At 75.5% G+C, this 19,217-nt stretch carries 6 protein-coding genes; 4 read left to right on the forward strand and 2 right to left on the reverse strand.

Going from position 1 to position 19,217, the window contains the following annotated elements:
• Nucleotides 1-687: alpha/beta hydrolase (locus M8J73_RS18780; protein ID WP_249828829.1), on the forward strand; the 687-nt coding region annotated here is incomplete at its 5' end.
• Nucleotides 688-821: 134 nt separating this feature from the next.
• Here the strand turns inward: M8J73_RS18780 and M8J73_RS18785 are convergent.
• On the reverse strand, nt 822-3,761 hold the full coding sequence (locus tag M8J73_RS18785) for a SpoIIE family protein phosphatase (RefSeq protein WP_249828830.1): 2,940 nt from the start codon (nt 3,759-3,761) through the stop codon (nt 822-824).
• A gap of 241 nt (nt 3,762-4,002) precedes the next feature.
• Between M8J73_RS18785 and M8J73_RS18790 the strand changes: the two genes are divergently transcribed.
• Entirely contained in the window at nt 4,003-4,701 is a 699-nt protein-coding gene (locus M8J73_RS18790) for a hypothetical protein (RefSeq protein ID WP_055539840.1), read from the forward strand.
• Between the two features lie 69 nt (nt 4,702-4,770).
• Here M8J73_RS18790 and M8J73_RS18795 read toward each other — a convergent pair whose 3' ends face one another.
• Nucleotides 4,771-5,340 carry a hypothetical protein gene (locus M8J73_RS18795; protein ID WP_249828831.1) on the reverse strand — a complete coding sequence of 190 codons (570 nt, stop codon included), beginning with the start codon at nt 5,338-5,340 and terminating at the stop codon, nt 4,771-4,773.
• Nucleotides 5,341-5,525: 185 nt separating this feature from the next.
• On the opposite strand from M8J73_RS18795, the gene M8J73_RS18800 reads away from it, so the two are divergent.
• Together M8J73_RS18800 and M8J73_RS18805 are read left to right on the forward strand one after the other, a co-directional pair.
• Entirely contained in the window at nt 5,526-6,104 is a 579-nt protein-coding gene (locus M8J73_RS18800) for an AMIN-like domain-containing (lipo)protein (RefSeq protein WP_249828832.1), read from the forward strand.
• Between the two features lie 118 nt (nt 6,105-6,222).
• Entirely contained in the window at nt 6,223-19,149 is a 12,927-nt protein-coding gene (locus M8J73_RS18805; RefSeq protein WP_249828833.1) for a type I polyketide synthase, read from the forward strand.
• The last annotated feature ends 68 nt before the right edge of the window (nt 19,150-19,217 follow it).

The following is a 19,217-nucleotide window of genomic DNA, read 5'->3' on the forward strand; positions in this document are numbered from 1 at the left end:
TACACGCTGGTGTACCGGCTGATGTTCAACATCAACGAGGGCAAGGTCATCTGGCCGTCGCTGGGCGCCGCCCTCAAGAAGGCGCAGCTGCGGGACAACACCTCGTTCCTGCTGCGTCCGCCGTCCCCGGCGAGCTTCGACTTCCTCGGCCCGAACGTGGCCGTGGAGTGCACCGACCGGGACTACCCGCGCGACCAGCGGCTGCTGAAGCACAAGGTGGAGTCGTTCGCCGCGGCGGCGCCGCTGCTCGGCCCGGCGATGGCGTTCGGTCCGCCGACCTACGACCACCAGCACGCCACCGCGTGCGCGCAGTGGCCGGCCGAGCGGGTCAGCAGCTACGACGGCTCCTACCGGGCGCAGGGCTCGGCGCCGATCCTGGTCATGGGCACCACCGGTGACCCCGACACCCCGTACCAGGACGCGGTGGCGCTGTCCCATCGCCTCGACAACGCCTCGCTGCTGACGTTCGAGGCGGAGGGCCACACGGCGTTCGGCCGCAGTGCCTGCGCGACGGACGCGGTCGTCAAGTACCTGGTGGACCTGACGGTTCCCGCCGACGGCACGACCTGCGCGGACGAGACGCAGCCGCCGTCGTCGACGCCGAAGGTGGCCCCGCCCGGTACGACGCTGGGTGAGCTCCGCAACGGTGTGAACGAGCGCGTGGAGAACATCGGTTCCGTGGCCTGACCGGTCCTGACCGGTCGGCGGTGTCGCACCCGCACCACAGCACGCCACGTCCCGAGGCGTCGGCCCCACGGCCGGCGCCTCGGTCGTGCGCGGGGCGTGGGGCGCGGTGGCCGGCGTGACCGGGGCCCGGCGCCCTACCGGTCCGGGGCCGGGTCCGGGTCGTCGGCCGGGTCGCCGAAGGTGAGCGCGTCCAGGTCGCCGTCGAAGTCGTCGGGGACCGGGCACAGCAGGTCCAGGGCGTCCGGCGGCTGTCTGCGGGGGTCGGGGCCGGTCAGGGGCTGCTCGGTCCAGATGCACTTGCCGTCGGGGGTGTAGCGGGTGCCCCAGCGGTGGGAGAGGGCGGTGATGAGCTGCAGGCCGCGGCCGCCCTCGTCGGTGTCGGTCGCCCGGCGTATGCGGGGCATCGTGAGGCTGCCGTCGAAGACCTCGCAGGTCAGCTCGGAGCCGTGCAGGAGCCGCAGCCGCACGGGCCCCTTGGCGTGGCGTACGACGTTGCCGACGAGTTCGCTGGCGAGCAGTTCGGTGGTGGGGGCGAGGTCGTCCAGGCCCCAGGCGGCGAGCTGTTCCCGGACGTGGCGGCGGGCCTGCCCGGCGGCCCTCGGGTCGTCGAGGAGCGGCCAGCACGCCACCTTGTCCTCGGTGAGGGCGTGCAGCCGGGCGACGAGGAACGCGGCGTCGTCGGCGGCCTGTTGGTGGGCCGGGAGCAGCCCGTGGATGAGGGTGTCGCAGAGGAGTTCCAGGTCGTCGGCGGTGCCGTCGTCGTGGGCGTTGCGCAGCAGCCGGGCGAGTTCGGCCATGCCCTCGTCCATCTCGCGTTTCGAGGACTCCACGAGGCCGTCGGTGTAGAGCACGAGCATGCTCCCGTCGGGCACGTGCAGTTCGACCGTCTCGAAGGGCGGCTCGGCCGCGCCCAGCGGCGGGTCGGCGGCCAGGTCCGGGAAGCGCACACTGCCGTCGGGCAGGACCAGCGCCGGCGGCGGGTGCCCGGCGCGGGCGAGGGAACAGATCCGGGTCGTGGAGTCGTACAGCGCGTACAGGCAGGTCACGTACGACTCCTCGCCCATGCCGGCGACGAGGTCATTGAGGTGGGTCATGATCTCGTCGGGCGGCAGTTCGAGGTCGGCGAGGGTGTGGACGGCGGTGCGCAGCCGGCCCATGGTGGCCGCCTCGGGCAGTCCGTGGCCCATGACGTCGCCGACGACGAGGGCGACCTGGCCGCTGGAGAGCGGGATGACGTCGTACCAGTCGCCGCCGACGTCCATGCCCCGTCCGGCGGGCAGATAGCGGGCGGCGGCCTCGCAGGCGGGCAGGTCGGGCAGGGCCTGTGGGAGGAGGCCGCGCTGGAGTTCGTGGGAGCGGGTGTGCTCGACGTCGAAGAGGCGGGCCCGCTCCAGGGACTGGGCGAGGAGCGCGCTGATCGCGGTGAGGAGGGTGCGCTCCTCCTCGGTGAGACGGCGCGGCCGGTCGAAGGAGACGACGCACACCCCGAAGGTGTGGCCGGAGGCCGTCAGCGGCAGGAACGCCCAGGACTGCTTGCCCGAACGACGGGGCAGGTCGGCCTGGTGCGGCTCGTACGCCGCGTACTCCTCGGCCGAGGACAGGAAGACGGGTCCGCCGGTGGCGATGGCGTCCCAGGCGGGCCCGTGGCGCGTCTTGGGGCGGTGGTCGACCAACTCGACGAACTCGGCGGAGTAGCCGACCGCGCCGAGGTTGTGGAGGCGGTCGCCCTCGACCTCCTGGACGAGGAACCCGGTGGCGGCGAACGGCGGAAGCACCCGCCGGGCCACCGCCTCGATCACATCCCGCGTGGTGGTCGCCTTGGCCAGCGCGGCCGTCAACTCGGCTGTGCGGGAGGCCCGTTCGGTGGCGGCCCGCTCGGCGGCGCGGCGTTCCTCCTCCAGCCGGCGGTTCTCGGTGGTGTCGGTGAAGTACAGGGTGTGGCCGTCGGGGCCCGGAACGACCCGGAGGTGGAACCAGCGGTCCTTGCCGGGGCTGTGCACATCGAACCCGGTGGGCCTCTGGTCGGCGGCGGCCTTGCGGCACAGCCGCTCCAGGCCGGGCACCCCGTCGCACTCGACGGCCAGCTCCCACAGCACCCGTCCGACGATCTCGTCCTCGGACAGGCCCAGCATGCGTTCGGTCTCCAGGTTGGCGAAGGTGATCCGCCATGCCGTGTCGACCGCGAGGAAGGCGTCGCTCATGTGGCGCACGGCCCGGCTGAGGGCGTCGCGGGCGGAGCCGGACGGGGTGCTCTCCCAGCCGACGCCGACCATCCGCCGGGGTGTGCCGTGCTCGTCGTAGGTGGCGCGGCCGCGGGCCCGGGTCCAGCCGTAGGTGCCGTCGAGGCGCCGTACGCGGTACTCCGCCTCGTACACGGTGCGGTCGCGGATGGCGCGGTGGGTCGCGGCGAGGGTGGGGGCGAGGTCGTCGGGGTGGACGATCCGCATCCAGTCGTCGATCCTGCCGGTGAAGTCGGCGGGCCGCGTGCCGTACAGCTCCAGGGCGGGCTCGTCCCAGATCAGGTCGCCGGTGCCGATGTCCCAGTCCCAGGAGCCGACGCTGACCTCCTTCAGGGCCTGCCGCAGCCGCTCACCCCCGGACTCGGCGGGGCCGGGGCCCGACGGGGGCGGGGCCTGCGCCATCCGCTCCTCGGTCCAGGTGACGACGTCCCGCAGGAACCCCCAGTGGGCGTCGTCGGGTTCGCCGCGGTCGCCGGTGAGGACCGAGAGCGCGCCGATCGCCCGGTCGCCGCAGGTCATGGGGAGGGCGGCGACACCCGTGCCGGGCCAGGTCGGGTCGACGGAGGCGATGGGCGCCCAGGAGCCGTGGTCGCGGTGGAGGGCGCGGGCCGGGGGCAGGGAGCCCTCCTGGTCGATGATCTCCCAGGGGCGGGTGAGGGCGGCCGGGAGGCCGGTCGCCGACACCAGACGGAGCGCCGACATCGGCCCGCGGAGGTGGATCATGCCGCCGAGAGCGCCGAGTTCTCCGACCGCGTGCTGGAGCGCGAGGCGGAAGACCTCGCTCACCGCGACACCGGGATCCACCGTGCCGAGCAGGGCCAGCCGTGCGTTCATGAATCCGACCTTAACGTTCACCGCTCGATCAAGGCAGTGCACCACGGGAACTCACTGACGGATCGTCCGCACCGGCCAACCGCGCCCAAGTGGCTTGTCATGCACAACAATTGACGAGCCGACAGAAAGGCGGCCCGCACGGCGTGGCCGTCGCCGCGCGGGTGGCGTGACCAAGATCCGGCGCGGGTCGTTGGGCCGCTGCAAGACCCAGGTTGTCCGGCCGACCCCCAGCAGGCGCCCCATGTTCAAGTCGTTGGTCAAGACGTTCGTCGAGCAGTACACGAGGAACCAGCAGCTCGGACGAGAGCTCAGAGTTCAGCGCGAGGAGCAGGAGCGGCGTTGGCGTGAGGAGGACCGGGCCGTGCTCCTGGCCGCGCTCGCGGAGAACCGGGTCGCGCTCGACGAGCACAACCGCACGCTCCGCCGGGCCGCCGGCGTCTCGTACATCACGCTGCGCTGCCACGAGGACACCTGGACCTTCATGGCGCGCGCCGCCTTCGGGGTCTGGGAGCCGAACTGGACCCAGAGCACCCGTGACCCCTACGACCGGATCGGTCCCGGTGTGAGCAAGGCGGGCCGGTTCACCGCGGACCCGAACCTGCCGCCGGGCCGTGTCACCAAGGCCGAGGGAGGCATGCAGGACGTGCTGCTGTCCGGGCAGAACCTCGTCCTCGTCCTCGACGCCCTGCACACGGCCACGACGGCGGAGCTGTCCGCCACCGGGGCCCGCTCCAGGACCCTCTACGACCGGCTGGCGTCGTTCACCGCCAAGCTCGACCCGGCCGCGCCGCCCGGCCGCACCACCGGGATCCTCTGCCGGATCGACGACAGCCTGCACACCCAGTACGTCGGCGGCCGGCCCTCCGGCGGCACCACCGGTCGCGGCACCTCCGCGCCCCTGTTGCGCAAGGTGCCCTCCCCCGCCCCGGCGACCCGCTGACCCGGGCTGCGCGTGCCGGGGCCGGACTGACTTGGGGCGGAGTGGGGCCGGGGCGGGGCGGGGCCTGGTTCAGGCCAGGGAGGCGAGGAGGCCGGTACCCGGTGCCAGGACGCCGGGCTGGCCGAGGGCGCGGAAGTCGGCCTCGACGTCCGACAGTCGGAGGGTGCCGGCGCGGACGGCGTGGTAGCGGACGAGCGACCACACGAAGACGTCGAGGTTGTCGAACTGCGTGTCCGCCTCGACGACCTCCTCCTCGTGGAACCACACGGCGACACGGCCGTTGGTGAGCACCACGTAGTAGTTGCCGCCCCCGTCGGCGCCGACGGACCACACGTCGTCGTCGGACAGATCCGTCTCGTAGTCCGAGTCGAGGATCCGGCAGTCGTTGGCCGCGAAGTCGAAGGCATACGACCAGTCGTGGATGTCGAGGAACCGCGGCATGGTCCCCGCCCGCACCCGGCGGTCGAAGGCGGCCAGCGCGGTCGCCGCGTCGCGGGGAAGGCGGGCGAGGAACGGTGCGACCGGGCGGGTCGACGCCGGGGGCACGGCGGCCCACGGCTCGTCGGGGAACCAGCGCGCCAGATCGGCGTCGAGACCCCGCTCCACGTACCCGGCCAATGCGTCGACGGAGAGAGACATGCGGGGAGGCTATCCACGCCCGCCGTAGGCAGTTACGTGGGGCACGGGCCCCCGGCGGTCATGGGGTGGGCCGTGTGGCGGGCGACGGGGCGGGTCGGGGCCGGTCGTCGCAATCGGAGCACAACCATCCGCCATGACCTGCCGTCTCACCACGTAGCAGCGTCATGCGATCCAGGGGGGACAACATGCGACGTATCGGAGCGGCGGTGGCCGTACTCGTGCTCGCCGGCACGGCGACGGTGGCGGCGGGGGGCGGCGCGAGTGCCGCTCCGGCGGGCGCCGCGCGGGCGGCGGCCTGCCCGACGGGCTGGGGCAGCGGCCTCAAGGGCGTCCCGGACAGCGGCATCGTCCCGCTGGCCGACATCAGGACCGGCCGCCACGACTGCTACGACCGCATGGTCTTCGATGTCCCCGGCGGCGGCGACCACATCGGCTACTACGTCCAGTACGTCGACCAGTTGCACCAGGTCGGCTCGGGCGACGTCATCCCGGTCGGCGGCGGCGCCGTCCTGGAGGTCAGGATCGCCGCGCCCAGCTACGACCCGGAGACCGGCGCGGTCGCCTACCCGGGGAAGGCCGCGAAGCCGCTGCCCGGCGTCGACATCACCGGCTACCGCACCTTCCGCGACACCCGCTTCGCGGGCAGCTTCGAGGGCGAGACCCAGATAGGTCTCGGTGTCCGCGCCCGGCTCCCGTTCCGGGTGACCCGGCTGCACGACCGGCTGGTCGTCGACGTCGCCCACAGCTGGACGAGCACGCGCTGACGCCGCGCGGGGCGGCGCGACCCGCGGCAGGGGCGGGAACACGCGGCGGCCGAGCGCCGGTGCTGTTCCCCGGTGCCCGACTTGTAGGGTCCGCACGGTGGAGAGATCGAATGAAGGTTTGAACGGCGGGGCGTCGGCCGAGACGCTGCTGGATGTGCTGCTCGGCGCGGCGCGCGAGGCTCCCGAGCGGACCGTCGTTCATGTGCGTGCCGACGGCGGCGAGCACACCGTCACCTTCGCCGGACTCCGCGACGACGCGCTGCGGGTGGCGGGCGGCCTGATCGAGGCCGGCGTCACCGCGGGCACCCCGCTGCCGCTGGTCGCCGACCGGGGCGAGGACTTCCAGCCGATGTTCTGGGGCGCGCTGGCGGCCGGGGCCGTTCCCGTGCCGCTCGCGCCCGAACCCCGCCGTGTCGGACCGGTGTGGGAACTCCTCGGCCGCCCGCCGGTCGTCGTCGACGCCTCCACGGCACCCCTGCTCGGCGAACTGGGCGCGTCTGTCGTGGCGTTGCCGCTCGACGCGCTCCGCGAGGGCCGCCCGCTCCGGCGACCGCACCGGCCCGCGCCCGACGATGTCGCGTTCCTCCAGTTCTCCTCCGGCAGCACCGGCTCCCCCAAGGGCGTCGAACTCACCCACGCCGGCGTCCTCGCGAACCTCCGCCAGATCCGTACGGCGATGGCCATCACCGGCGACGACGTCATCGCGACATGGATGCCGTACTTCCACGACATGGGCCTCATCGGCACGCACCTCGTGCCGATGGCGGCGCGCGTGCGACAGATACGCGTCGAACCGCTGTCCTTCGCCAAGCGCCCCGCCCTGTGGCTGGAGGCCGCGGCCCGGCACCGCGCGACCCTGCTGTCGGCCGCCAACTTCGCCCTCGACCTGGCCGTACGGCGGATCCCGGCCGCGACGCTCGCCGGGCTCGACCTGAGCCACGTACGACTGCTGCTCGTCGGCGCCGAGCCGATCGCCCCGCGTGTCTGGCGCGCCTTCCAGGCCCACACCGCCCCCGCCGGGCTCGACCCGCGCGCCCCGCTCCCCGTCTACGGCCTCGCCGAGGCGACGCTCGCGGTGACCGTGCCGCCGCTGGGCGAGCGCGCCGAGCCGGTGGTACTCGACCGGGCCGCGCTCAGCCGGGGCCGGGCGGTGGAGACCGCGCCGGGCACGCACGCGGTGGAGCTGATGGACCTCGGACTGCCGGTGGAGGGCTGCGAGGTCAGGATCACCGGGACGGTGGGGGACAGCGAGGGCGAGGGCGAGGTCGAGAGCGACGGCGGCGCGGGGAATGCGGAGGGTGCGCGTGACGCCCGAGACTCCCGTGACGTCCGTGACGTCCGTGACGTCCGTTCCGTCCGTGACGTCCGTTCCGTCCGTGGTGTGCTCGGTGAGTCGCGGGTGGGGCATGTGGAGGTGCGGGGGCCGCAGGTGGGGCGCGGGTACCACCGGGCGCCGGGGGCGAGCGCGGAGGCGTTCGGGGACGACGGGTGGCTGCGGACCGGGGACCTCGGGTTCCTGCGGGGTGGGCGGCTGGTGGTCACCGGGCGCCACAAGGACGTCGTGTTCGTCAACGGCCGTACGTTCCACGCGTCGGACCTGGAGGAGGCGGTCGCGGCGACGCCGGGACTGCCGTCCGGTACGACCGCCGCGGTCGTCGGGTCCACCGACCCGGACGGCGGGGGCGAGCGGGTCGTCGCGTTCGTGCGGTGGGCGAGACCTCCCGCCACGACCGCCGCCCCCGTGCTGCGGGCCGCCGCCGGACGTCTGCGGGAGGCCCTCGGCCACGACGACGTACGGGTCCTGCCGCTGCCGCCGGCGGCGTTCCCCCGCACCACCAGCGGCAAGCTGCGCAGGGGCGCGCTGCGGGAGCGGTTCGAGGCCGGGGGGTTCGCGGCGGTCGAGGAGCGCTGGGGCGACACGGCGACGGGGAGCGCCGGGACGGCCGGGGAGCCGGGCGAGGGAGGTGGGGCGGGGAGCACCGGGGAGGCCGGGGAGCACCGCGGCGGAGGTGAGGCCAAGGGTGCGGTCTCGGTGGCCGGGGCGCCTCGTTCGGTGCGGGACGTGCGGGAGGCCGTACGGGGGGTCTGGGCGCGGGTGCTGGAGCGGCCCGAGGGCGAGATCGGGCTCCACGAGCGGTTCTTCGACCTCGGCGGCTCGTCGCTGAAGGCGATGGCCGTGCTGGCGGAGTTGGAGGACACGTTCGCGGTCACCGTGGAGCCGAGGGCCCTGCGGGACCATGACACGGTGGCGGGGCTGGCGGGGTATCTCGTCGAGGCGGTGGTGGAGCCGGGGTCGCGCTCGGTCGCGGTGACGGGCTCGGACACAGGAACGGGGGCGGTCGCCGGTTCGGCCGCGGAGACCGGGCCCGTGACGGAGACGGACACTGCTTCCGCTGCCGTTCCCCGTGGCCGTCGTGACCGTAGCCGTGGCGGCGGGGTCTCCTCCGGTGCCGTGGCCGTGCTCTCGGTGGCGTGCCGGTTCCCCGGGGTCGGGTCGCCCGAGGAGTTCTGGGAGTTGCTGGCGGCCGGGGGCGACACCGTCGGGGCGGTACCCGAGGACCGGTGGGGGAACGGGCCCCTCCCGAGCACCCGGTTCGGCTCCTTCCTGCCCGAACCGGCGGCCTTCGACGCCGACTTCTTCGGGATGGACGACGCGGAGGCGAGGGCGACCGACCCGCAGGCGCGGATCTTCCTCGAACTGGCCCACGAGGCACTGGAGCGTGCAGGGTACGCGGGCCCCCGCCGGGCCGGCCGCAGGGTCGGCGTGTTCGCGGCCACCGGCGACAGCGGCTACCGCGAGGTCCTGGCCGAGGCCGCCGCCGGCGACCTCGCCCGCCACCCGGCCGCCCTCACCGGCAACCTGCCCAACCTGATCGCCGCCCGGGTCTCCCAGGTGCTGGACCTGACCGGCCCGGCGCTCGCCGTCGACACCGCGTGCTCGTCCGCGCTGGTCGCGCTGCACCTGGCCCGGCGGAGCCTCGCCGCCGGGGAGTGCGACCTCGCCGTGGTCGGCGGGGTCAACCTGGGCCTGACGGGCACCGGGCACCGGCTGCTCGAAGCGACGGGCGCGCTGTCGCCGACCGGCCGGTGCCGGGCGTTCGACACGGACGCCGACGGGTTCGTGCCCGGGGAGGGCGGCGCGGCCCTCGTGCTCGCCCGCCTGGACGAGGCCCGCGCCGCCGACGACCCGGTCCTCGCCCTCGTACGCGGGACGGCGGTGAACAACGACGGCCGCTCGCTCGGCCTGCTCGCGCCCACGCCGCGCGGGCAACGCGAGGTCATCGCGCGGGCGTACGCGGAGTGCGGGGTCGACCCGGCCGCCGTGTCGTACGTCGAGGCGCACGGCACGGGAACCCCGATCGGGGACCCGGTGGAGGCGCGGTCCCTCGGCCAGGCGTTCCCGCCCCGTCCCGACGGGCTTCCGCGACGGCTGGGCTCGGTCAAGGCGAACCTCGGGCACCTTCTCAACGCGGCCGGGATGCCCGCCCTCGTCAAGGTCGTGCTCGCGCTCACCCACCGCCGGCTCCCGCCCACGCCGCACGCCGCCCGACCCGCCCCGTTCCTCGCCCACACGGCCCCCGGCTTCCGCCTCGTGACGGAGCCGGAGCCCTGGACCACCCCGGACGGCGGCCCCCTCACCGCGGGGGTCAACGCGTTCGGCTTCGGAGGCACGAACGCCCACGCGATCCTGGAGGAGGCACCGGACACCACGGGGCGCCGTGACTGCGGGGAGGTCGGTTGCCGTGCGGGTGGGGAGGCCGGTTGCCGTACCTGCGGAGAGGTCGGCCGGTCCGGGCACGGCCGCCCCGTCGGAGCCGCGGTCGACGTCTCCGGGCCGTGTCTGCTCACCCTCTCCGCTCGGAGCCCCGGCGCCTTGCGGGCGGCCGTCGCCGAGCTCGCCGCGCACCTCCGAGCGCGTCCCGAGCTTCCCGAGGCGGACGTGTGCGCCACCGTCGGCACCGCGCGCGACGACGCCCCGTACCGTCTCGCGGTCGTCGCCGACGGCGACCTCCTCCAGCGGCTGGAGGCGGCCGCTCGCGCCGGGGAAGCGGAACCCACCCGCGCCCGGCCCCGTACCGTCTTCGTCCTCCCCGGTCAGGGCGCCCAACGCCCCGCCGTGGCCCGCGCGCTGTACGAATCCGCCCCCGCCTTCCGGGACACGCTGGACGAGGCGTCCGCGCTCGTCGGACGCGTCCTGGGCCGTTCCCTGACCACGTGGTGCCTGGACGAGCACGTCAGCCCGGAGGCGCTGGCGCGGACGGAGGTGGCGCAGCCCCTCCTCGTCGCGTTCGGCGCGGCCCTCTCCGCGCAGCTCGGCGCGTGGGGGGTGCGACCCGACGCGGTCGTCGGGCACAGCGTCGGCGAGATCACCGCCGCGCACCTCGCCGGCGTCCTCCCCCTCCCGGACGCGCTCGCCTTCGCCGCCGAACGCGGACGCCTGATCGGCGAACTCGCCGCACCGGGCGCCATGGCCGCCGTCCGGGGCGACGAGGACACCGTCGCCCCCGTGATCGCCGCGTCCGACGGCGAGTTGTGCGTGGCCGCCGTCAACTCGCCCACCCAGCTGGTGATCGCCGGCACGTCCGACGCCGTCGACCGCGCGATCGCCACTCTGACAGCGCGCGGTGTCGCCGCACGCCGGCTGCGCGTCTCGCACGCCTTCCACTCCCCCCTGCTGGAGCCCGTGCTCGACCCGCTCGGCAACGCAGCGAAGGCGCTGACCGTGCTCCCGGCCACCGTGCCGATGCTGAGCACGGTCAGCGGACAGTGGGGCCCGGAACTGACCCCCGAGTACTGGCGCGACCACGCGGCCCGGCCCGTGCGCTTCGGCGCGGCCGTGGCTCGGCTCCTCGACGAGGGCTACGACACCTTCGTCGAACTGGGCCCCGGCGACACCCTCTCGGGCCCCGTCCGCGCCATCGCCGCCGCCCGGCCGGGGGAGGTGGCCGGAACCAGGGTCGGGGCGGGGGCCGAGTTCCACGAGTTCCCGTCCTCGTCGTCCGGCGTCGCGTACCTGCCCGCCCTGAGTCCCGCCCCGAGTGTCGCTCCGGACGGTGGGAGCGCCGGGTCCTCCGACGCGCGCTCCCTGCTGGAAACGGTCGGTCGCCTGTGGACACGCGGGACACCTCTGTCCCCGACGGTCCCCGCACGCGGCCCCGTTGGGAACCGCCGGGTGCCCGTCCCCACGTACCCGTTCCAGCGTCGCCGGTACTGGCCGGAGCGCCTCGACTCACCCCCGGCGCCCCACGCCACACCTCCCAGCCACGACCTCGACGGCGGCCCCGTTCCCCGGCCCCTCCTCTGGCGCGACGCCCCACTCCTCGCCGCGCCGGACCCCCGCGTCGTACGCCTCGCCGGCGCCGACACGGCCCTCGCACGGGCCCTCGCCGACCGCCTCACCGAGCAGGGCGTGACGGTGCTGGGGCCGGACGACAACTCTCCGAGCGGGCCGAACGCCCCGGAGACCCTGGTGTGGTTCGCCGAGGACACCACCGAGTCGGCCACGGCAACGACCACGACCACCGACGCCATTGCCTCCCTCCGTGGTGTTCTCGCCCTGTTCGACACCGCCCCCGCCCGCCTGCTGCTCGTCACGGAGGACGCGTACACCACCGGCAGCGGAGACACCCCCGGGCGTGCCCGGCCCGTCGGCGCACTCCTCCACGGCTTCGCCCTGGCTCTCCCCGACGAGCACCCGGCGCTGTCCTCCCGCGGCGTCGACCTCTCCTCCGGTGACCCGCTCGCCGCCCGACTCCAGTCACTGGAGCGGGAGTTGTACGCGGCCGACACTCCCGGCAGCGCCGTCGGCACCGTCGCCTGGCGGGCGTCCCGTCGCCTCGCCCGTACGCCCGTCGCCTCGACCGGCACCACCCGGACGACCGCCGACGTCCTCCCGCCGAACGGCACGTACCTCATCACCGGCGGTGCCGGCGGCCTCGGTTCCGCGCTCGCCCGCGACCTCGCGGAGCACGGCGCCCCCGACCTCGTCCTCACCGGCCGCACCCCCACTCCGCCCCGCGCCCTGCTCGCCGAACTCCGCGCGCTCGGCGCCCGCGCCCGCTACCAGGCGGCGGACGTGAGCGACGCCCGCGCCCTCGACGACCTCGTCGCCGGGCTACCGCCCCTGGACGGTGTCTTCCACGCGGCCGGTACGGCCCGCCCCGGCAGTCTGCGCGGCAAGTCCGACGACGAGATCGAGGAGACCCTCGCGGCCAAGGTCCACGGCACGGTCCTCCTCGCCGAGGCACTGCGCCGGTACGGCCACGACACCGCCGTCCGCGTCGCCTTCTCCTCCGTCTCCTCGGTCCTGCCCGGCCTGTCCGGCGCCCTCGGCGACTACGCCGCCGCCAACGCGTTCCTCGACGCCTTCACCACCGCCGAGCACGCCGCGGGGCGGCCCTGGCGGACGATCGCCCTCGGGCCGGTCTCCGACACGGGCCTGGCGAGCGGCCCCCGCGCCGAGGACCGACTCCGCGTCCGGGGCCTCGCCCCCATGCCCGTACGCGCCGCCCTCACCGCCCTCCGCACGGCCCTCACCCTGGACGCGCCCCACATACTGGTGACGGGCACGACGGAACCGACTCCGACGCCGACACCGGACGCCACGCAGAGCTCCACGCCTGCCTCCGCGCCCGTGCCCGCGCCCACACCCACGCCCGCGCCCACGAGCAGCGCCACCTCCGCAAGCGGCACCGCCCCCGCGATCACCGCGCTCCTCCGCCGTCTCCTCGCCGAGGCCCTCCATCGCTCCCCTGAGGACATCGCGGAGGACGCCCCCTTCCTCGGTCTCGGGCTGGACTCCCTCAGTGCCGTGGACCTCGCCCGGCGTCTGGAGCGGGAGCTGGGCCGGCAGCTGCCCGCCACCCTGCTCTTCGAGTACCGCACCATCGGCGAACTGGCCGCCCACCTGGCCACCGGGACGCCCACAACGGCACCGCCCGCCCTGCCCGCCGCGCCTCCCACCACCGGTTCCACCACCGGTTCCGGCGCCGAGTCCGGCGCCGAGGACGGCCTTCTGCCCCTCACACCGCTCCAACTCGCCTTCCACACCAGCGCATCCCTTCACGAGGGGGTCACGGCATACGGCTATGTCCGCCAGACCGTCAGCGGCCCCCTCGACCCCGCGCTCCTCGGCCGGGCGCTCGCCCACCTCGCCCTCCGTCACCCCCTGCTCAGGATGCGGTTGACCGGGGACGGCGGCGCCCGCCCGCGCCAGTACACCGCGCCCGCCGAGGTGCCCACCGCCCACGGATCCGGGCCCGCCTGGTACGAGATCCGGCAGGTCCCGGCCGGTCCCCGCGCCCTGGCCGACCTCGAACAGGCCCTCTGCAACCGGCCCTTCGACCTCACCACCGAGGACCCCGTACGAGCCGTTCTGGTCCCCGACCAGGAGGACGCGCACCTCACCCATCTGCTCCTGGTCGTCCACCACGCCGCCGCCGACGGCTACAGCCTCAAGGTGCTGAGCGAGGACCTCTGGTCGCTGTACACCACCCTCGCGCGGGGAACGGGAGGGACGCCGGAACTCCCGCCCGCCTCAGGCGAGTTCGGCGACTACGTGGCCGCCCTCACCGTCGAACGGCACTCCCCGGCGTTCGAGCGGGACCAGCGGTACTGGCGCGACCGCCTCACCACGCACCTGTCCGCCCCCTCGACCGCATCCGCCGCCCCCGCCCCGGCCCTCCCCTACGACGGCGACCCCGACGCGCCGCCGGTGCCACCGCTCGTCCATCACCGCACCGAGATCGACGAGGAGGTGACCTCCGCGCTGCGCGAGGTCGCGGCCCGCCACGAGGTGTCGCTGTTCCATCTGCTGCTGGCGGCCTACGGGCGGTGCCTTGCCCGGTGGAGCGGGCGTCCGGAGGTCGCCGTGAACGTGGCGCGGGCGCGCCGCGAGGTGGCGCTCGCCGGGGTCGACCGTCTGGTGGGGCCGCTCGCCGACACCCTGCCGGTGTTCGTGACGGTCGGCCCCGACGAGCCGGTGACCGCGCTGGCCGGCCGGGTCCGGGAGATCTGGCGGGAGGCCGAGGCGCACGCGACGCTCGGCAGCGCCGACCTTGCCCGACTGCTGGGGGAGGTACGTCCCGCCACCGGACCGGCGCCGCGCACGGTCGCCGAGGCGGGCTTCAGCTTCGCCCGTTTCCCGGTGGTGCACGGCCCCGACTGGCCCGTCACCGTCACCCCGACGGCCGCGGCCACCGCCACCGCCGCCACCCGCCTCGGCCTGCTCTGCTGGGAGGCCGACGCGAGCCTGCGCCTGTCCTGGAACCACCCGGCCCGGCTGTTCCGCCCCGAGACGGTACGCGGCCTCGCCGACGGGTACGTCTCCGAACTGCGCGCCGTCGCCGCCGGGTCGAGGGAGCCGGCCGTCGCGTACGCCCCGCACCGGCAGCCCGCGCGTCCCGCATCTGGACCCGTCGCGCCCGCCGCGCCCGCCGCGCAGCCGGCGGGCGGCGGACAGCCCGGCATCGTGGACCGCCTGTGCGCGCGGTTCCGTGCCACGCCCGAGGCCGTCGCCGTCCACACCGGCGACTCCACCCTCACCTACGGAGCCCTCGACATCGCGTCCGCCACCCTCGCCGCCGGGCTCCGCGCCCACGGGGTGCGCCCCGGCGACCTCGTCGGGCTGCTCACCGAACCGGGCGGCACCGCCACCGTCACCGGGGTGGTCGGCATCCTGCGCGCGGGCGCCGGCTGGGTACCGCTGGACGCCACCCACCCCGTCGCCCGGCACCGGGACCAACTGGCCCGCACCGGCGTCGGTGTCCTGGTGTGCGACCCGGCGAACCACGAGGCCGCCGCCCGACTGGGGGGCGTCGTCCCCGTCGCCACGACCGAGGCACCCTCACGCCCTGTCGCCGCAGGCGAAGTCCCCTCCCCGCTCCCGGGCGGGGCCGCCACCGACCTCCTGGGCTCCGCCCCGTACGACCCCGACTCCGCCCCGTACGACCCCGAGGCCGTCGCGCACGACCCGGACGCCGTCGCGTACGTCATCTTCACCTCCGGCTCGACGGGCCGTCCGAAGGCCGTGCCCGTCACCCACAGGTCCATGGCGAACTACCTCGACTGGGCGCTCGCCACCTTCGGCTACGGCCCGGCCGACCGGCTGGCGCAGACCGCGTCCGTCTGTTTCGACGCCTCCGTACGGCAGTTGCTGGCCCCGCTGCTCGTCGGCGCCTCGGTGCACACCGTCTCCCGCGATCTGCTGCGCGACCCCGAGGCGCTCCTCGACCGGGTCGTGGCGGACCGGATCACGGTGTGGAGCTCGGTCCCGACGCTCTGGGAACGTCTGCTGACCGCCGCCGAGGAGCGTGTCCGCCGGGAGGGGGCGGCGCCCCCGGACCTCTCCGCCCTGCGCTGGGTCCACGTGGGCGGCGAGGCCCTCCCCGCGGCCCACGTCCGCCGCTGGTTCGACCTCCTCGACGCGACGGCCACCCCGACCCACACCCTGGGCGTCCCCGGCATCCCCGGCGTCCCCGATGCTCCCCGTGTGCGCCATCGGGTCGCCAACCTGTACGGCCCCACCGAGGCCACCATCAACGCGACCTGCCACATCATCGACACCCGCCCCGCCGACGACGTCCGCCACCTCCCCATCGGCCGCCCGATCGCCGGCACCGAACTGGCCGTGGTCGACGCGGACGGCCGGGCCTGCGCCCCCGAGGAGGCCGGGGAACTCCTCATCGCCGGCACCGGACTCACCCCCGGCTACCTCGGCGACCCGCACCTCACCGCGGCGGCCTTCACCGAGCGGGACGGACGGCGCTGGTACCGCAGCGGCGACCGCGTCCGCCGTACGGCCGACGGGGTGCTGGAGTTCCTGGGCCGCCTCGACGACCAGGTCAAGGTCCGCGGTCACCGCGTCGAACTCGGCGAGGTCGAGGCCGCGCTCCTCGCCCACCCGGGCCTGGCCCGCGCGGCCGTGCTGCTGCGGGAGGGGCGGCTCGTGGCGTACGTCGAGCCCCGGGCCGGGGCGCCTGAGCCCGACGCCCGCGAGGTCCGCGCCTTCCTGTCCCGGACCCTGCCCCCGTACATGCTCCCGGCGCGCATCCACGCCCTCGCCGCCCTCCCGCTGACCGGCACGGGCAAGATCGACCGCAACCGTCTCGCGCCGCCCCCGGACCACGACACCCCCGCACCCGGGCGGACAGCGCACCGCACCCCGCCGGTGACCCCCACCGAACGGCTGCTGGCGCGCGCCTGGTCCCAACTCCTGGACGTGCCCGAGGTCTTCCGGGAGGACGACTTCTTCGTCCTCGGCGGGGACTCCCTCACGGTGCTGGAGCTGTTCTCCCGTCTGCGCGACGACCACCGCCTCCTGCCACGGCCGACCACCGTCTACACGCACCGCACACTGGGCGCGCTGGCGGCGGCCATCGACACGGCCGACGAGACGGCGGCGGCCACCGCGCTCCCCGTCGCGGGACCCGGCCCGGCCGCCCCCACGTCCCCCACCACCCCGGTCACCCCCTACCCCCTCACCCCCTCCCAGCGGGGCTTCCTCCTGGCCGACGCGCTCGCCGCCGGTGCGCCCGGCGGCTCCGGGGGCACCGGCGGCTCCGTGGACTCCGCCTGGCTGGCGCGTTTCCGGATACGCGGGCCTCTGCGTCCGGAGCTGTTCCAGCGCGCGGTGGACGTCCTCGTGGCCCGGCACCCGATGCTCCGCACGGTGTTCCCGGCCGGTGCGCGCCCGCCCGTGCAGCAGGAACTGCCGGACACGCTGCGGCTGCCGGTGGAGACGGAGGCGCTGAGCGAGCCGGGGCTGCTGGAGCTGCGGATCGCCGAGGAGGCGCGGCGGCGGTTCGAGCCGTGGGCGTGGCCGCTGCTGCGGCTGCGTCTGTTCACGGTCGCCGACGACGAACACGTCCTCGTCGTCCACGCCCACCACCTCATCGGCGACGGCTACAGCGCCGCCCTGCTCACCCGTGAACTCCTCACCGTCCACGACCGTTTCGCCGCCGGTCTGTCCGACGGCCTGGAGCCGTTGCGGTCGACGTTCCGCGACCACGTCGAGCTGCGCGCCACCCGCCGCCGGGCCCCGTCCCGGGCGCCGGGAGCGGCGGACCACCTCGCCCGGCACGAGGCCCCGTACACGCCCCCCGTGCTCCGCGCCTCCCGGCAGCCCGCCGACGGCACCGGGGCGTCCCCCGGCCTCCGCACCCCCGGCTTCCACACCACCGGTTTCACCCTCGACGCCGACCGCGCCGGGGCGTTGCGCCGGCTCGCCCGTACCGCCGGGACGACTCCGTACGCGCCGTTCCTCACCGCCTACCACCGCGCTCTCGTCGGCCTCACCGGCCACCGGGACCTGGTGCTCGGCCTCGCGGTCACCGGGCGCGACGACAGCGTGCCCGACGCGCACCGGGTGTTCGGCCCGTTCGCGGAGGCCGTGGCCGTGCGCCCGCCGGTCCACGGGGAGGTGCCCGGCCCCTTCGTGGAGGACCTGCGCCGTGTCGCCGCCGAGGCGGTCGCGGCCCGGACCGCCGGACCGCTGGACCTGCGGACGGACGACGGCCTGCCCCGTACCGCCCAGTTCTTCTTCACGTTCCTGGACTTCGGCTCCCTCGGCGCCCCGGCCGGCACCGCGCTGACCGTGCTCCCCGACGACACCGACACGGCGCTCGCCCCGCCCCCCGTGGGCACGGACGTCCTCCTCGCCGTCCGCCCCTCGGGCGACGGGGTACGGGTCACCGTCCGCGCGTCGGCGGGCGCCCTCACCGAGGAGGAACTGGCCGTGTTCGCGGGCGGGTTGCGCCGCGAGCTGGAGGACAGCGCGCCCCTGGACGCCGCGCTCATCGGCTATCTGCCCGCACCCCGCGACCTGGCCGCGTACGCGGGACTGCCCCCGCACGCCGTGCCGGGCCGCGAACAGCTCCGGGCGCTCCTCTTCCCCGACGGCCGCCCGCGGCTGCTGGAGACGACGACCACGTCCCTCGGCACATCCGGCTTCCTCGCTCTACCGGTGTTCGCCGACGAACTGACGGCCCTCGCCACCCCGGACGACCGGAGTTCTCTGGCCGCCCGCACCGCACGTGCCGTGGAGCACGCCCTCGCCCTGGGCGCGCGTTCCGTCTCCCTGGCCGGGGTGATCCCGGCCCTCACCGGCTACGGCTACGACGTCCTGCGAGAGGCGGCCCCCACGGCGACCCCGAGCGCAGCGGCCCTGAGCGCAGCGGCCCTGAGCGCAACGCCCCCGAGCGCCGCGGCCCCCGGCGCGCTCACCACCGGCCATGCCACGACCACCGTCGCCGTCGTGAAGACCGTGCACGCGGCGCTCGCGGCGACCGGCCGGGACCTCGCCGGTCTGACCCTCGCGGTCGTCGGCTGCGGTTCCATCGGCACGTCGTCGCTCCGGCTGCTGCTGGCCCGCAGCCCCCGCCCGCCGGCCCGGCTGATCCTCTGCGACCTGCCGGGCAGCGCCCCACGGCTGCGCCGTCTCGCCGCCGAGCTGTCGGCGGACCGCCCCGGCACGGCCGTACAGGTCCTGGAGTCCACCGGCACCCCCGCGGGCCTGCCGGCCGAGCTGTACGAGGAGGCCGATGTCGTCGTCACCGCGGTGAGCGGCCCCACGGCACTCCTGGACGTCGACCGGCTCCGGCCCGGCACGATCGTCGTGGACGACTCCTTCCCGCACTGCTTCGACACCGCGCGGGCCCTGGAGCGGATGCGGCGCGAACGGGACGTGTTGCTCGTCGGGGGCGGACTGCTCGCCCTGGGGGCCACCGAGACCCGGCTGTCCCCCGACCTCCCGCCACTCGCGCGCACCGGCCCGGCACGGGGCACACAGTTCCAGCCCCATCTGCCCGGCACCCTCGCGTCCTGCCGTCTGGAGTCGCTGCTCCACGCCCACCACGACGGCTCGGAACTCCCCCCGATCCACGGCCTGGTGGACCTCCCCCACGCCCTGGCCCACTGGGACGCCGCCGAGTCGGCCGGGGTCACCGCCGCGCCCCTGCATCTCCTCGACCACGTGATCCCGGAGGCCACCCTGAAGGCCCTGCCACGCCCCCGGACCCGGCCCCTGCCCAGGCCCCGGCGGCCCTGATCCCGGTCGGCCGGCCCCACATGGCGACGCCCGGCCGGGGGAGTTCCCCGGCCGGGCGTCCGTCGGTG

The sequence above is a fragment of the Streptomyces neyagawaensis genome, assembly GCF_023516595.1.
GTDB lineage: Bacteria > Actinomycetota > Actinomycetes > Streptomycetales > Streptomycetaceae > Streptomyces > Streptomyces neyagawaensis.